This is a genomic window from Klebsiella sp. 141240 (assembly GCF_050600805.1).
GTDB classification, from domain to species: domain Bacteria; phylum Pseudomonadota; class Gammaproteobacteria; order Enterobacterales; family Enterobacteriaceae; genus Klebsiella; species Klebsiella aerogenes.
Genome location: NZ_JAQIRK010000009.1, coordinates 33,014 through 49,211, shown reverse-complemented (window position 1 = coordinate 49,211; position 16,198 = coordinate 33,014). Strand labels below are relative to the sequence as shown.

Annotated in this window: 12 protein-coding genes; 9 read left to right on the top strand and 3 right to left on the bottom strand. The window is 59.8% G+C overall.

The genetic code is table 11. From position 1 onward, the window contains the following. Positions 1–5: 5 nt before the first annotated feature. The 3 genes from thiB to thiQ are packed head-to-tail and all read left to right on the top strand — an operon-like array spanning position 6 to position 3,260. The gene (gene thiB, locus PGQ95_RS16470) at positions 6–989 is read left to right on the top strand and encodes a thiamine ABC transporter substrate binding subunit (protein ID WP_213317254.1); all 984 of its coding nucleotides are present in this window, start codon (positions 6–8) and stop codon (positions 987–989) included. Further along, positions 965–2,575, top strand: coding sequence for a thiamine/thiamine pyrophosphate ABC transporter permease ThiP (thiP, locus tag PGQ95_RS16465; RefSeq protein WP_430918765.1), 1,611 nt, complete (start codon positions 965–967; stop codon positions 2,573–2,575). Before thiB ends, thiP begins: the two co-directional genes overlap by 25 nt. Further along, positions 2,559–3,260 carry a thiamine ABC transporter ATP-binding protein ThiQ gene (thiQ, locus tag PGQ95_RS16460; RefSeq protein WP_430918763.1) on the top strand — a complete coding sequence of 234 codons (702 nt, stop codon included), beginning with the start codon at positions 2,559–2,561 and terminating at the stop codon, positions 3,258–3,260. Before thiP ends, thiQ begins: the two co-directional genes overlap by 17 nt. On the opposite strand, the gene PGQ95_RS16455 is transcribed toward thiQ, so the two are convergent. Then, the gene (locus tag PGQ95_RS16455) at positions 3,247–4,014 is read right to left on the bottom strand and encodes a DedA family protein (RefSeq protein ID WP_047042724.1); all 768 of its coding nucleotides are present in this window, start codon (positions 4,012–4,014) and stop codon (positions 3,247–3,249) included. The two genes, thiQ and PGQ95_RS16455, sit on opposite strands and share 14 nt — an antisense overlap. 128 nt (positions 4,015–4,142) lie before the next feature. Next, the gene (araC, locus tag PGQ95_RS16450; RefSeq protein ID WP_430918761.1) at positions 4,143–4,988 is read right to left on the bottom strand and encodes an arabinose operon transcriptional regulator AraC; all 846 of its coding nucleotides are present in this window, start codon (positions 4,986–4,988) and stop codon (positions 4,143–4,145) included. Positions 4,989–5,324: 336 nt separating this feature from the next. On the opposite strand from araC, the gene araB reads away from it, so the two are divergent. The 6 genes from araB to rluA all read left to right on the top strand — a co-directional run bounded on the left by araB (position 5,325) and on the right by rluA (position 15,443). Continuing rightward, positions 5,325–7,034: a ribulokinase gene (gene araB, locus PGQ95_RS16445; RefSeq protein WP_430918759.1), complete on the top strand. Its 1,710-nt coding sequence runs from the start codon at positions 5,325–5,327 to the stop codon at positions 7,032–7,034. A gap of 10 nt (positions 7,035–7,044) precedes the next feature. Beyond that, a complete protein-coding gene (gene araA, locus PGQ95_RS16440; protein ID WP_047037966.1) occupies positions 7,045–8,547 on the top strand; it encodes an L-arabinose isomerase in 1,503 nt (500 codons plus the stop codon). Positions 8,548–8,600: 53 nt separating this feature from the next. Further along, positions 8,601–9,296, top strand: a complete 696-nt coding sequence (gene araD, locus PGQ95_RS16435; protein ID WP_430918757.1) for an L-ribulose-5-phosphate 4-epimerase — start codon at positions 8,601–8,603, stop codon at positions 9,294–9,296. A gap of 79 nt (positions 9,297–9,375) precedes the next feature. Continuing rightward, a complete protein-coding gene (polB, locus tag PGQ95_RS16430) occupies positions 9,376–11,733 on the top strand; it encodes a DNA polymerase II (protein ID WP_430918754.1) in 2,358 nt (785 codons plus the stop codon). Between the two features lie 131 nt (positions 11,734–11,864). Further along, on the top strand, positions 11,865–14,771 hold the full coding sequence (gene rapA / locus PGQ95_RS16425; RefSeq protein ID WP_087860909.1) for an RNA polymerase-associated protein RapA: 2,907 nt from the start codon (positions 11,865–11,867) through the stop codon (positions 14,769–14,771). Positions 14,772–14,783: 12 nt separating this feature from the next. Next, complete coding sequence (gene rluA, locus PGQ95_RS16420) at positions 14,784–15,443, top strand: bifunctional tRNA pseudouridine(32) synthase/23S rRNA pseudouridine(746) synthase RluA (protein ID WP_002888348.1); 660 nt, start codon at positions 14,784–14,786, stop codon at positions 15,441–15,443. A 62-nt stretch (positions 15,444–15,505) separates the two neighbouring features. On the opposite strand, the gene citX is transcribed toward rluA, so the two are convergent. Further along, positions 15,506–16,045, bottom strand: coding sequence for a citrate lyase holo-[acyl-carrier protein] synthase (gene citX, locus PGQ95_RS16415; protein ID WP_113374398.1), 540 nt, complete (start codon positions 16,043–16,045; stop codon positions 15,506–15,508). Positions 16,046–16,198 lie beyond the last annotated feature (153 nt).

Genomic DNA, 16,198 nt, shown 5'->3' with positions numbered 1-16,198 from the left:
GCAAAGTGTTGAAAAAACTGCTTCCCCTGCTGGCGCTGGTCGCCGCCCCGGTCTTTGCTAAACCGGTCCTGACCGTTTACACCTACGATTCATTCTCTGCCGACTGGGGTCCTGGCCCGGCGGTTAAAAAGGCATTTGAGGCCGATTGCGGCTGCGAACTGAAATATGTCGCCCTCGAAGATGGCGTATCGCTGCTTAACCGGCTGCGAATGGAAGGCAAAAACAGTAAAGCCGATGTCGTGCTCGGCCTTGATAACAATCTGCTGGCAGCCGCGGCGCAGAGCAAACTGTTTGCCAAAAGCGGCGTGCCGGCCAGCGCAGTCTCCGTACCCGGCGGCTGGGATAATGACACCTTCGTGCCTTACGACTACGGCTACTTCGCCTTCGTGTATGATAAAAACAAGCTGAAAAACCCGCCGAAAAGCCTGAAAGAGCTGGTCGAGAGCCCGCAGAAATGGCGCGTGATTTACGAAGACCCGCGCACCAGTACGCCGGGGCTCGGTCTGCTGCTGTGGATGCAAAAAGTGTATGGCGATAAGGCGCCGGAAGCCTGGCAGAAGCTGGCGGCCAAAACCGTCACCGTCACCAAGGGCTGGAGCGAAGCCTACGGCCTGTTCCTGAAAGGCGAAAGCGACCTGGTGTTGAGCTACACCACCTCGCCGGCTTATCACCTCATCGAAGAGAAAAAAGATAATTATGCCGCAGCGAACTTTACCGAAGGCCACTATCTGCAGGTTGAAGTCGCCGCGCGTACCGCCGCCAGTAAGCAACCGGAACTGGCGGAGAAGTTCCTGAAATTTATGGTCTCGCCAGGCTTCCAGAACGCCATTCCCACCGGCAACTGGATGTACCCGGTAACCCAGGTCGCGCTGCCGGCCGGCTTCAATACGCTAACCAAACCGCAAACCACGCTGCAGTTCACCCCGCAGCAGGTCGCCGCTGAACGTCAAAACTGGATCGGTTCATGGCAACGCGCCGTCAGCCGCTAAGTTTCGGCTGGCTGATCCCCGGCGCCGCGGCGGCTTTCTTACTGGTCATCGTAGCGCTGGCGGCGTTTCTGGCGCTGTGGCTGGAAGCGCCGCAGGCGCCCTGGCAGACGATCCTCAGCGATAGCTATCTCTGGCACGTCGTACGCTTTTCTTTCTGGCAGGCGTTTTTGTCGGCGCTATTTTCCGTGGTGCCGGCGATATTCCTCGCCCGCGCCCTGTATCGCCGCCGCTTTCCGGGGCGCACGCTGCTGCTGCGCCTGTGCGCAATGACGTTGATCCTGCCGGTACTGGTGGCGGTGTTCGGCATCCTCAGCGTCTATGGCCGCCAGGGGTGGCTCGCCGCGCTGTTCCACGCGCTCGGCTGGCAGTGGGATTTCTCGCCATACGGCTTACAGGGTATCCTGTTGGCCCATGTGTTCTTTAATATGCCGATGGCGACCCGCCTGCTGCTGCAGGCGCTGGAAAACATTCCCGGCGAACAGCGGCAAATCGCCGCTCAGCTCGGGATGCGCGGTTTCGTCTTCTTCCGTCTTGTGGAATGGCCGTGGCTGCGTCGGCAGATCCCGCCGGTGGCCGCGCTGATTTTTATGCTGTGCTTCGCAAGTTTCGCTACCGTACTGTCGCTCGGCGGCGGGCCGCGGGCCACCACCATCGAGCTGGCCATCTATCAGGCGTTGAGCTTCGATTACGACCCGGCGCGGGCGGCGCTGTTAGCGATTATTCAAATGGTCTGCTGCCTTGGACTGGTGCTGCTGAGCCAGCGCCTGAGCAAAACCGTGGCGATCGGTGCCAGCCAACTGCAAGGCTGGCGCGACCCCGACGACCGTCTTCATAGTCGATTATGCGATGGCGCGCTTATCGCCGTCGCCCTGCTGCTGCTATTTCCGCCGCTGCTGGCAGTCATCGTTGATGGTCTCAACGTCAATCTGCCGAAGGTGCTAGGCCAAGCCGCGCTATGGCAGGCGCTGTGGACCTCGCTGCGTATCGCCCTCGCCGCCGGTCTGCTCAGCGTCATTCTGACCATGATGCTGCTGTGGAGCAGTCGCGAACTGCGCGCCCGCAACCTGCCGCTGGCCGGGCAGACGCTGGAGCTCAGCGGTATGCTTATTCTTGCCATGCCGGGGATTGTGCTGGCGACCGGTTTCTTCCTGCTGCTCAATAACAGTATCGGCCTGCCGGAATCCGCCGACGGGATTGTCATCTTCACCAATGCTCTAATGGCGATTCCTTATGCCCTGAAGGTGCTGGAAAACCCAATGCGCGATATTGCCGTCCGCTATGGCGCCCTGTGTCAGTCGTTGGGGCTACGAGGTTTTAACCGGCTGCGGGTGGTGGAGCTGCGGGCGCTGAAACGGCCGCTGGCGCAGGCCCTGGCATTCGCCTGCGTGCTGTCGATTGGCGATTTCGGCGTGGTGGCGCTGTTCGGCAATGAATCCTTCCGCACGCTGCCTTTCTATCTGTATCAGCAGATCGGCTCCTACCGCAGCCAGGACGGCGCGGTCACCGCGCTCCTGCTCCTGCTGCTGTGCTTTATCCTTTTTACTTTGATCGAGAAACTACCGGGACGCGATGCTAAAACTCAATGATGTCACCTGGCTGTATCAGCATTTGCCGATGCGATTTACGCTCAGCGTCGAGCGCGGAGAGCGCATCGCCGTGCTCGGTCCCAGCGGCGCCGGAAAGAGCACGCTGCTGAATCTGATTGCCGGGTTTCTGCCCCCCGCCAGCGGTAGCCTGCTGATCGACGGCGAGAAGCATAACACCACGCCGCCGGCGCAACGCCCGGTTTCTATGCTGTTTCAGGAGAACAACCTGTTTAACCATCTCACCGTCCGGCAGAATATTGGCCTCGGCATCCACCCCGGCCTTAAGCTGAACCGCGAGCAGCACGAGCAGGTCATGGCGATAGCCGGGCAGATGGGAATGGATACATTGCTGGATCGCTTGCCTGGCGAGCTATCCGGCGGCCAGCGGCAGCGGGCGGCGCTGGCCCGCTGTCTGGTACGCCAACAGCCGGTGCTGCTGCTTGATGAACCCTTCTCGGCGCTCGATCCGGCGCTGCGTCAGGAGATGCTGACGCTGGTCACCGATGTCTGTCAGCGGCAACAGTTGACGCTGTTGATGGTATCGCACAGCGTGGAGGATGCGGCGCGCATTGCGCCTCGTTCCATCGTGGTCGCCGAAGGGCGCATTGCCTGGGACGGCGCCACTGACGATCTGTTAAGCGGCAACAGCAGCGCCTCGGCGCTGTTGGGAATTAGCGCGAAATGACCTTATGCAGGATCTCAAGATAGACCGGCATCAGGGGATGGCGGAAAACAAATGTTAGCGCCGCTACCGCCAGCGCCGCCATCAACGGCGCCAGCCACAGCAGGCGTCCGCGCGGTAGCCAACGGGTCAGGCGATCGCCGGAGGTTTTCGCGCTCCGCCACAGCCGCCAGCACAGCCAGCCCGCCAGCCACGCCAGCAGCGCCGCGCCCAGCAGCAGCCATTTGAAGCTGGCGCTGTTTTCATCGGCAGGAATATCAATCGCCGCCCCCGCCAGAATACCGGGGAGGAAATAGAGCGGCGGCCAGAGCAGGCAGCCAATAATATTCGGCAGCACGAACTTCGCCACCGGCAGGTCGAGCATCCCGGCCACCATCGGCACCAGCGGCCGCGTCGGCCCGACAAAGCGGCCAATCAGAATCGTCACCATGCTGTGCTGGTGCAGCGCGTGTTCGGTTTTCTCCAGCAGCGCGCGATTTTTTTTCATAAACGACCAGCGGTGTAACGGCTTTTTAAAGCGCCAGCCGAGCCAGAATGAGATCCAGTCTCCCAACAGGCAGCCGACAATCCCCGCCAGCCACGCCTGCCAGAAGTTAACTTCGCCGCTGCCGATGAGCGCCCCCAGACCAGCCATCATGACCGTGCCGGGTAAGATAAGCCCCACTAGCGCCAGCGACTCAAGAAATGCCACCAGCATCACGGCTATCAACGAGTAGACCGTGGATTGGGTGATAAAGTGTTCCAGCAATGCCTGCATAATGTACCCGGTTAAAAAACGAAGCCCGGATTCTCCGGAGCCGTCACGTCGTCGTCAAGCCACCAATTGTCTTAATAGTTTACTGGCTGTGACATTTAAGCGGGTCATCATTTCACTTTCTTTACTTTTTATTCACATCCTGCGCGGAATTCACTGGGGCTGGCGCCGGTGCATTTTTTAAAGACCCGCGAAAAATAGAGCTGATCTTCGAAGCCAACGTTGCGGCCGACGCTGGCAATCGGCATCCGGGTAGTACTCAACAGCAGTTTAGCCTGGCTAATTCGCTGATCTTCCCGCCAGCCAAGTACGCTTATCCCCAACTGCTGGCGAAACAGATGCGACAAACGAGAAGGTGACAAACAGACGTGCTGGGCGACGCTGGCGATATCGAAATGGCTGTCCGCCAGATGGTCGCTGATGTACTGGCAGGCGTCGCGCACCCGGTTATCCAGCGGCGGATGCAGCGATTCGTTAATCGCCTCCATGCGCCGCAGTAGCAGCTGTTCCAGCAGGTTAATCGCCAGCAGTTCGGAATAACGCCCCGCCCCCTGTCCGGCATCGACAATCTGCCCGAATAGTTCGCCAAACCGCGCCTGCCATTGTTCATCCGGGCGGAAGAAACCGGTATGGGCGAAGATCGTCGGCCAGTTGAGCCATTCATGCCAGTAGGCGCGTGGGCGGAAATAGACCCACTGGTGATACCACTCGCTGGCGTTGGGATGGCGGCCATAGTGATGAATCTCCCCCGGCGGAAACAGCAGCATATCGCCGGGGCGACAAACGAACTGTTCGCCGTGGTTGTTAATCACCCCCTCGCCGCGGATCGTCAGGTTGAGAATATAGCCTTTCATGCCCAGCGGACGGTCGATAAAGAAATCGAGATATCCCTGCGCCTCAATCGGCGTCAGGCCGGTGACCAGATGGGCGTTAAAGGAATAGCCCGGAAGCAGCGGATCGTTTTGCGTTTCGGCCATAAGCGTCGTTCTCCACGAGGTATTTTTGACACCAATTGTCCATATTCATCATTTTATCGCCATCCGCGCCGTTGCGACTGCGATACCGGTGGGAATTTAGACAAAAACCCGCACGGCGAGCGAAAAAAGCGCTACCAGCACGCATTTCGCGTTGATCCAGCGCATAACAAAAGTGTCTATAAATACGGCAGGAAAGTCCACATCGAATATTTGCACGGCGTCACACTTTGCGTGGTGACAGCAATATAGTCCATAAGATTAGCGAATACGGCCTGACGAATTTATCCGGGGATATCTACTGTTGCTGCATGAATGATTTCAGCATGGAGTAACAAGATGGCAATTGCGATTGGCCTCGATTTTGGTAGTGACTCAGTACGCGCGCTGGCGGTGGAATGCGCTACCGGCGCGGAACTGGCCGCGAGCGTAGAGTGGTATCCACGCTGGCAGGAAGGGCTGTTCTGCGATGGGCCGAATAACCGCTTCCGCCATCACCCGCGCGATTACATTGAATCCATGGAATCGGCGCTGAAAAGCGTACTGGCGGCATTAAGCGCTGAACAACGGGCGACGGTGGTCGGTATCGGCGTCGACAGCACCGGCTCAACCCCGGCGCCGATTGATGCTGACGGAAACGTGCTGGCGCTGCGCGAAGAGTTCGCTGACAACCCGAACGCCATGTTCGTGCTGTGGAAAGATCATACCGCGGTGGAAGAGGCGGAGGCCATCACCCGCCTGTGCCACACGCCGGGTAAAGAAGATTACTCGCGCTATATCGGCGGCATCTACTCCAGCGAATGGTTCTGGGCCAAGATCCTCCACGTCACGCGCGAAGATAGCGCCGTCGCGCAGGCCGCGGCGTCATGGATTGAGCTTTGTGACTGGGTGCCCGCCCTGCTTTCCGGCACCACCCGCCCGCAGGATATCCGTCGTGGTCGCTGTAGCGCCGGACACAAATCGTTGTGGCACGAGAGCTGGGGCGGACTGCCGCCCGCCAGCTTCTTCGACGAACTCGACCCGATTATTAACCGCCACCTTGCCTGGCCGCTGTTCCGCGACACCTGGACTGCGGATCTCCCCGTCGGCAATCTGACCGCCGAATGGGCGCAGCGCCTCGGCCTGCCGGAGACGGTGGTCATTTCCGGCGGCGCCTTCGATTGCCATATGGGCGCGGTCGGCGCCGGCGCGCAGCCTAACGCATTGGTTAAAGTGATCGGCACCTCCACCTGCGACATTCTGATCGCCGATAAACAGAGCGTGGGCAACCGCACGGTGAAAGGTATCTGCGGCCAGGTGGACGGCAGCGTGGTGCCGGATTTCATCGGTATGGAGGCCGGTCAGTCGGCATTCGGCGATATCTATGCCTGGTTTGGCCGCATTCTCGGCTGGCCGCTGGAACAGCTTGCCCAACAGCACCCTGAATTGCGCGAGCCAATCAAAGCCAGTCAAAAACAGCTGCTGCCGGCGCTCACCGAGGCCTGGGCCAATAATCCGTCCCTCGATCACCTGCCGGTGGTGCTGGACTGGTTCAACGGCCGCCGCACGCCGAACGCCAACCAGCGGCTGAAAGGCGTTATTACCGATTTAAATCTGGCCACCGACGCCCCGGCATTGTTCGGCGGATTGATTGCCGCCACCGCCTTCGGCGCTCGCGCCATTATGGAGTGCTTCACCGAGCAGGGCATTCCGGTGAATAACGTGATGGCGCTCGGCGGCATCGCGCGCAAGAACCAGGTCATCATGCAGGCCTGCTGCGACGTCCTGAACCGTCCGCTGCAGATTGTCGCCTCCGATCAGTGCTGCGCGTTGGGCGCCGCCATCTTCGCCGCCGTCGCCGCGGGCGTCTATCCGGATATCCCCGCCGCGCAGCGCAACATGGCAAGCGAGGTGGAAAACACCCTGCAGCCGCACGCGCAACAGGCGCAGCGTTTCGAACAACTGTATCAGCGCTACCAGCAGTGGTCGGCTAGCGCGGAACAACACTATCTCCCTTCGGCTGCAAAGGCGGAAAACGCCCCGCAATCTCCGGCAGCGCTCACCCATTAAGGATACGAAAATGACGATTTTTGATAACTATGAAGTATGGTTCGTAATTGGCAGCCAGCACCTGTATGGCCAGGAGACCCTGCGCCAGGTGACGAAACATGCCGAACATGTGGTGAATAGCCTGAATGCGGAAGCAAAACTGCCGTGCAAGCTGGTGCTGAAACCACTCGGCACCACGCCGGATGAAATCACGCATATTTGCCGCGACGCCAACTACGATGATAAATGCGCCGGATTAGTGGTCTGGTTGCACACCTTCTCACCGGCGAAAATGTGGATCAACGGCCTGACGCTTCTCAACAAGCCGCTGCTGCAATTCCATACCCAATTCAACGCCTCCCTGCCGTGGGACAGCATTGATATGGACTTTATGAACCTTAACCAGACCGCTCACGGCGGCCGCGAATTCGGCTTTATCGGCGCGCGCATGCGCCAGCAGCACAGCGTCGTCACCGGCCACTGGCAGGATAAAGAAGCGCACCAGCGCATCGGCGCTTGGATGCGCCAGGCGGTTTCGAAGCAGGATACCCGTCATCTGAAAGTGTGCCGCTTCGGCGATAACATGCGCGAAGTGGCGGTAACCGACGGCGATAAAGTGGCGGCGCAGATTAAGTTCGGCTTTTCGGTCAATACCTGGGCGGTCGGCGATCTGGTGCAGGTGGTGAATAGCATCAGCGACGGCGATATCAACGCGCTGGTCGATGAATACGAAAGCAGCTACCGCCTGACGCCAGCAGCGCAGGTGCACGGCGATAAGCGCCAGAACGTGCTGGACGCCGCGCGCATCGAACTGGGGATGAAACGCTTCCTTGAACAAGGCGGTTTCCACGCCTTTACCACCACCTTTGAAGACCTTCACGGCCTGAAACAGCTGCCGGGTCTCGCCGTACAGCGCCTGATGCAGCAGGGCTACGGCTTTGCCGGCGAAGGCGACTGGAAAACCGCCGCTCTGCTACGCATCATGAAAGTGATGTCGACCGGTCTGCAGGGCGGCACCTCCTTTATGGAGGATTACACTTATCACTTCGACAACGGCAACGATCTGGTGCTGGGCTCGCACATGCTGGAAGTGTGCCCGACTATCGCTACCGCCGAGAAACCGATCCTCGACGTCCAGCCGCTGGGAATTGGCGGTAAGGCCGATCCGGCCCGTCTGATCTTCAACACCCAAACCGGCCCGGCGATCGTCGCCAGCCTGATTGATTTAGGCGATCGCTTCCGCCTGCTGGTCAACACCATCGAAACCGTCGCGACGCCGCACGATCTGCCGAAGCTGCCGGTGGCCAACGCGCTGTGGCAGGCGCAGCCGGATCTGCGCACCGCGTCGGAAGCCTGGATTATCGCCGGCGGCGCGCACCATACCGTCTTCAGCCATGCGTTAACCCTCGACGATATGCGCCAGTTTGCCGAGCTGCAGGATATTGAGCTGGCCGTCATCGACAACGATACCCGCCTGCCGTCGTTCAAAGACGCGCTGCGCTGGAATGAAGTCTATTACGGTAGCAAACGCTAAGCGCACAAGCAGAATGCCCGATGACAATCCGCTCATCGGGCAGGGAGAACAAGATGTTAGAAGATCTCAAACGCCAGGTGCTGGAGGCCAACTTAGCGCTACCGCAGCATAATCTGGTGACCTTAACCTGGGGTAACGTCAGCGCCGTCGATCGTGACAAAGGGATATTGGTTATTAAACCCTCCGGCGTGGATTACGGCCTGATGATCGCTGACGACATGGTCGTCGTCAGTCTGGAGACCGGTGAAGTGGTGGAAGGCAACAAGAAGCCCTCTTCCGATACGCCGACCCATCGCCTGCTATACCAGGCGTTTCCGTCGCTTGGGGGGATTGTGCATACCCATTCGCGCCACGCCACCATCTGGGCGCAGGCCGGGCAATCTATTCCGGCAACCGGCACCACCCACGCTGACTATTTTTATGGCCCGGTCCCCTGCACCCGGTTGATGACCGATGCGGAGATCAACGGCGAATATGAGTGGGAAACCGGCAACGTGATTGTCGAAACCTTCCGTCAGCAGGGCATCGACCCGGCGCAAATGCCCGGCGTGCTGGTGCATTCCCACGGCCCGTTCGCCTGGGGTAAAAACGCCGAAGATGCGGTGCACAATGCCATCGTGCTGGAGGAGATCGCCTATATGGGAATTTTCTGCCGCCAGCTGGCGCCGCAACTGCCGGATATGCAGCAGACGCTGCTCGATAAGCACTATCTGCGTAAACACGGGGCCAAAGCCTACTACGGCCAGTAATCACCCCTGTATAAAACCCCAGCACCCATCATGAAACCAGGCTATAATTAGGCCTGGTTTTTTATCGTTGAGAGCACGCGTGACGCAGCCGCAAGCAGGATTTTTACTCACCCGTCACTGGCGGGATACCCCGCAGGGAACGGAACTGGCCTTCTGGCTGGCGACCGATAACGGCCCGCTGCAGGTCACGCTGCCGCCGCAGGAATCCGTGGCGTTTATCCCCGAAACGCAGCGGCGGCAGGCTGAAAGCCTGTTGCAGGGTGAAAACGGCTACCGTCTGGCCCCGCTTGCGCTAAAAGATTTCCACCGCCAGCCGGTTTTCGGCCTGTACTGCCGCGCGCATCGCCAGCTGATGCGGCTGGAAAAAAAGCTGCGTGAAAACGGCGTCACCGTTTACGAAGGCGATATCCGCCCGCCGGAGCGCTACCTGATGGAGCGCTTTATCACCGCCCCGGTGTGGGTAGAAGGCGAAACGCGCGGTTCGCAGCTGGTTAACGCGCGCATGAAACCTAATCCGGATTACCGCCCGCCGCTGAAATGGGTCTCGCTGGATATCGAAACCAGCCGCCACGGCGAGCTCTACTGCATCGGCCTGGAAGGCTGCGGCCAGCGGGTGGTCTACATGTTAGGCCCCGAGCCCGCCACGCCGCCGGACGTGGGCTTCAGCCTGGTCTATGTCGCCAGCCGCCCGCTGCTGCTGGAAAAGCTCAACGCCTGGTTTGCCGACCACGATCCCGACGTGCTGATCGGCTGGAATGTGGTGCAGTTCGATCTGCGGGTCCTGCAAAAACACGCCGAGCGCTACCGCATCCCGCTGCTGCTCGGCCGCGGCAATAGCGAGCTGGAGTGGCGCGAGCACGGTTTTAAGAACGGCGTCTTTTTCGCCCAGGCCAACGGCCGGCTGATTATCGACGGTATCGAAGCGCTAAAATCGGCGTTCTGGAACTTCTCCTCATTTTCACTCGAGGCCGTCGCCCGTGAGCTGTTGGGCGAAGGCAAAGCTATCGACAATCCGTGGGATCGGATGGACGAAATCGATCGCCGCTTCCATGAAGATAAACCGGCGCTGGCGACCTATAACCTACAGGATTGCGAGCTGGTGACGCGGATCTTCCACAAAACGGAGATCATGCCGTTTCTGCTAGAACGGGCGACGGTCAACGGTTTGCCCGCCGATCGCCACGGCGGATCGGTCGCCGCCTTCAGCCATCTCTATTTCCCGCGCATGCACCGGCTGGGCTACGTGGCGCCGAATCTCGGCGAAGTTCCCCCGCAGGCCAGTCCCGGCGGCTACGTCATGGACTCCCGCCCCGGCCTGTATGACTCAGTGCTGGTGCTGGACTACAAAAGCCTGTATCCGTCGATCATCCGCACCTTTTTAATCGACCCAGTCGGCCTGGTTGAGGGACTGGCGCAGCCCGATGACCGCCACAGCACCGAAGGGTTTCTCGGCGCCCGCTTCTCGCGCGAAAAGCACTGCCTGCCAGGCATCGTCGGGCAGATCTGGCACGGCCGCGATGAAGCCAAGCGTCAGCACAATAAGCCGCTGTCGCAGGCGCTGAAGATCATCATGAACGCCTTTTACGGCGTGCTGGGGACCAGCGCCTGCCGCTTTTTCGATCCACGGCTGGCGTCGTCGATCACCATGCGCGGCCACGCGATCATGCGCCAGACCAAAGCGCTGATTGAAGCCCAGGGCTATGACGTTATCTACGGCGATACCGACTCCACCTTCGTCTGGCTCAAGCGCCCGCATAGCGAAGCGCAGGCGGCGGAAATCGGCCGCAAACTGGTTGCCTATGTCAACGACTGGTGGGCGCAGGAACTGAGCAAAAGCCAGCTGACCAGCGCGCTGGAGCTGGAGTATGAAACCCACTTTTGCCGCTTTTTAATGCCGACGATCCGCGGCGCCGATACCGGCAGTAAAAAGCGTTATGCTGGGATGATTCAGGAAGGCGATGCCCAGCGCATGGTGTTCAAGGGGCTGGAGACGGTACGCACCGACTGGACGCCGCTGGCCCAGCAGTTTCAACAGGAGCTGTACCTGCGCATCTTCCGCCATCAGCCGTATCAGGATTATGTACGGGAGACTATCGCCAGGCTGATGAACGGCGAGCTCGATGAGCAGCTGGTTTATCGCAAGCGCCTGCGCCGACCGCTGGCGGAGTATCAACGCAACGTGCCGCCGCACGTGCGCGCCGCGAGGCTTGCCGATGAACACAACGTGAAGCTTGGGCGGGCGCAGCAGTATCAGCAGCGCGGCACCATTAAATACGTCTGGACTACCGGCGGCCCGGAGCCGGTGGATTACCAGCAGTCGCCGCTCGATTACGATCACTATCTGTCAAAGCAATTGCAGCCGGTGGCGGAAGGAATCCTTCCCTTCGTCAACGACGACTTTGCTACAATAGTGACAGGGCAACTGGGGCTATTTTGACAGGTGACTAACACCGCGGCATCCAGTACCATAGCGCCCTTTCCATTCCTGGACCCAATTTTGATTCCTCAGCGTAACTATGCTGAGGATGCACTATTGCCTGCAATTAAAGAACAAAGAGCCGAACACATATGCCTTTTACACTTGGTCAACGCTGGATTAGCGATACAGAGAGCGAACTAGGACTAGGGACAGTGGTAGCGCTGGATGCGCGCATGGTCACTCTCCTTTTCCCCGCCATCGGCGAAAACCGTCTGTACTCTCGCAACGATTCCCCGATCACCCGCGTAATGTTTAACCCGGGCGATACCATTACCAGCCACGAAGGCTGGCAGCTCCACGTTGACGAAGTAAATGAAGAAAACGGGCTGCTGTCCTACACCGGCACACGCCTGGATACGCAAGAAGAAAATGTTACCCTGCGCGAAGTCCTGCTCGACAGCAAGCTGGCCTTCAGCAAGCCGCAGGACCGCCTGTTCGCAGGGCAAATCGACCGAATGGACCGCTTTGCCCTGCGCTACCGCGCGCGTAAGTTCCAGAGCGAACAGTACCGCATGCCGTGGAGCGGCCTGCGCGGCCAGCGCACCAGCCTGATCCCGCATCAGTTGAACATCGCCCACGACGTAGGCCGTCGTCACGCGCCGCGCGTTCTGCTGGCCGATGAAGTGGGCTTAGGTAAAACCATCGAAGCCGGGATGATCCTGCACCAGCAGCTGCTCTCCGGCGCCGCCGAGCGCGTGCTGATCGTGGTCCCGGAAACCCTCCAGCACCAGTGGCTGGTGGAAATGCTGCGCCGCTTCAACCTGCGTTTCTCGCTGTTTGACGACGAACGCTATGCCGAAGCGCAGCACGACGCCTACAACCCGTTCGAAACCGAACAGCTGGTTATCTGTTCCTTAGACTTCGTGCGCCGCAGCAAGCAACGCCTGGAGCACCTGTGCGACGCCGAGTGGGACCTGATGGTGGTCGATGAAGCGCACCACCTGGTGTGGAGCGAAGAGGCGCCGAGCCGTGAATATCAGGCTATTGAACAGCTGGCCGAACGCGTGCCGGGCATTCTGTTGCTGACCGCGACGCCGGAACAGCTGGGCATGGAGAGCCACTTTGCGCGCCTGCGTCTGCTGGATCCAAACCGCTTCCACGATTTTGAACAGTTTGTTGAAGAACAGCAAAACTATCGCCCGGTCGCCGACGCCGTCGCCCTGCTGCTGGCGGGCAACAAGCTGAACGATAATGAACTCAACACCCTTGGCGATCTGATCGGCGAGCAGGACATCGAGCCGCTGCTGCAGGCTGCCAACAGCGATCGTGAAGATGCTCAGGCCGCGCGCCAGGAGCTGGTTTCGATGCTGATGGACCGCCACGGCACCAGCCGCGTACTGTTCCGTAACACCCGTAACGGCGTGAAAGGTTTCCCGAAACGCGAGCTGCACACTATTCGCCTGCCGCTGCCGACCCAGTACCAGACGGCCATCAAGGTCTCCGGCATCATGGGCGCGCGCAAAACCGCGGAAGAGCGCGCGCGCGACATGCTCTATCCGGAGCAGATCTATCAGGAGTTTGAAGGCGATACCGGCACCTGGTGGAACTTCGATCCGCGCGTCGAGTGGCTGATGGGTTACCTGACCAGCCACCGTTCGCAGAAGGTGCTGGTGATTTGCGCCAAGGCCGCCACCGCGCTGCAGCTGGAGCAAGTACTGCGCGAGCGCGAAGGTATTCGCGCCGCGGTATTCCATGAAGGCATGTCGATTATCGAACGCGACCGCGCCGCGGCGTGGTTTGCTGAAGAAGACACCGGCGCGCAGGTGCTGCTGTGTTCCGAAATCGGCTCTGAAGGGCGTAACTTCCAGTTCGCCAGCAACCTGGTCATGTTCGATCTGCCGTTTAACCCGGATCTGCTGGAGCAGCGTATTGGCCGTCTCGACCGTATCGGCCAGGCGCACGATATCCAGATCCACGTGCCGTATCTGGAAAAAACCGCGCAGTCGGTGCTGGTGCGCTGGTATCACGAAGGGCTCGACGCCTTCGAACATACCTGCCCGACCGGTCGTACCGTCTACGATAGCGTTCACGACGACCTGATTAACTACCTTGCCGCGCCGGAATCCACCGATGGTTTTGACGATCTGATCAAATCCTGCCGCCAGCAGCATGAAGCGTTGAAAGCGCAGCTGGAACAGGGCCGCGACCGTCTGCTGGAGATCCACTCCAACGGCGGCGAAAAAGCGCAGGCCCTGGCGGAGAGCATCGAAGAGCAGGATGACGATACCAGCCTGATTGCCTTCTCGATGAACCTGTTCGATATCGTCGGCATCAACCAGGATGACCGCGGCGAAAACCTGATCGTCCTGACTCCATCCGATCATATGCTGGTGCCGGATTTCCCGGGCCTGCCGGAAGATGGCTGCACCATCACCTTCGAGCGTGACGTGGCGCTGTCGCGTGAAGACGCGCAGTTCATCACCTGGGAACACCCGCTGATTCGCAACGGTCTGGATCTGATCCTCTCCGGCGATACCGGCAGCAGCACCATTTCTCTGCTGAAGAACAAGGCCCTGCCGGTCGGCACGCTGCTGCTGGAGCTAATCTACGTCGTCGAAGCGCAGGCGCCGAAGCAATTACAGCTTAACCGCTTCCTGCCGGCGACCCCGGTTCGCATGCTGCTGGATAAAAACGGCAACAACCTCGCCGCGCAGGTGGAGTTCGAAAGCTTCAACCGCCAGCTGAGCGCGGTCAATCGCCACACTGGCAGCAAGCTGGTCAATGCGGTGCAGCAGGACGTTCACGCGATTCTGCAACAGGGCGAAGCGCAGATAGCCAAAGCGGCGCAGGCGCTGATCGACGCGGCGCGTAACGAAGCCGATGATAAACTGACGGCGGAACTGTCGCGTCTCGAAGCACTGAAAGCGGTGAACCCGAACATCCGTGACGACGAACTGGCGGCGATCGAAAGCAACCGCCAGCAGGTGATGGATGCGCTGGCGCAGGCAGGATGGCGTCTGGACGCGCTGCGTCTGATCGTCGTCACTCACCAGTAACGGAACGCGAAAATGGCGATGGAAAACTACAATCCGCCGCAGGATCCCTGGCTGGTGATTTTGTATCAGGATGAGCACATTATGGTGGTCAACAAGCCGAGCGGCTTGTTGTCCGTGCCCGGCAGGCTGGAGGAGCATAAGGATAGCGTGATGACGCGTATCCAGCGCGATTTCCCGCAGGCCGAATCGGTGCATCGCCTGGATATGGCCACCAGCGGCGTGATTGTGGTGGCGCTGAATAAGGCCGCCGAACGTGAACTGAAACGTCAGTTCCGGGAGCGCGAGCCGAAGAAGCAGTACGTCGCCCGCGTCTGGGGTCATCCGCAGCCTGCGGAAGGCCTGGTGGATTTACCGCTGATTTGCGACTGGCCGAACCGGCCAAAGCAGAAGGTGTGTTATGAAACCGGCAAAGCGGCGCAAACCGAGTATGAGGTGTTGGAGTACGCGGAGGACAACACCGCCCGCGTGCGCCTGAAGCCGATTACCGGGCGCTCGCATCAGCTTCGCGTGCATATGCTGGCGTTAGGGCATCCGATCCTCGGCGACCGCTTTTACGCCACGCCGGAGGCGCTGGCGATGGCCCCGCGCCTGCTACTGCACGCCGAAACGTTAACCATCACCCATCCCGCCTACGGCAACGCGATGACCTTCCGCGCGCCGATCGACTTTTAAGTCGTTATCCGGACGCCCCCGGTTGCGCTTCGCCGCCGGGGAAATCTCTAACGCAAACGCGATTAATCGCGGGCGAACCACGCATCAATCATCTGCTCGACGCGAGCGACCACCAGCTCGGTGTCGTGACGACGGCTGCGCGCGCAGGCGTGGGCCGGCTCATCGCACAGCAAGCAGCGGCGCATCGATTCGCCCTGTGCCTGGCGGCTAATCAGCCCCGCTTGCGGACAAATGACATCGATATCCCACAGGCGACCCAGCGGATGATTCTGTTCCAGTTCGCTGCATAGCGCTTTGATCTCTTCCGCGGAGTGCTCAACGCACCACATCGCTTCCGGGCCGGTAGGCAGCCACAACACCTGGCGGTCGAGCGTTTTCCAGCGCTGCTGCCACAGAAGTTGGTCACAGGCCTGCAGCGCAACACCCATCATATTGCGATAGCGAATACTGTCTTTTACCGCCCCTGGCGTTACCAGGGTGAGAGAAATGACCGGTTGTTGATAATGGTTGAGCCAGTCTTGTTGACGGGCTGCGCGCTGCTCTTTCGCCGCCAGCAGATTTTCCATGCTGACGCCCGCCCGGGCGGGAGTATGCACTGACATTCTTTCCTCTCCTTTAATGATCAAAAAGGCAGCTCGGAGCTGCCGTCGCTATCGCGGATAACGCCGCCTATTGTATCGCTAATTGCACAGAATTTAGGACGCAGGACAAAGAAATTTTCTTCGTCCTGCGGAGGGAAATGGCAGTTTTTGCTA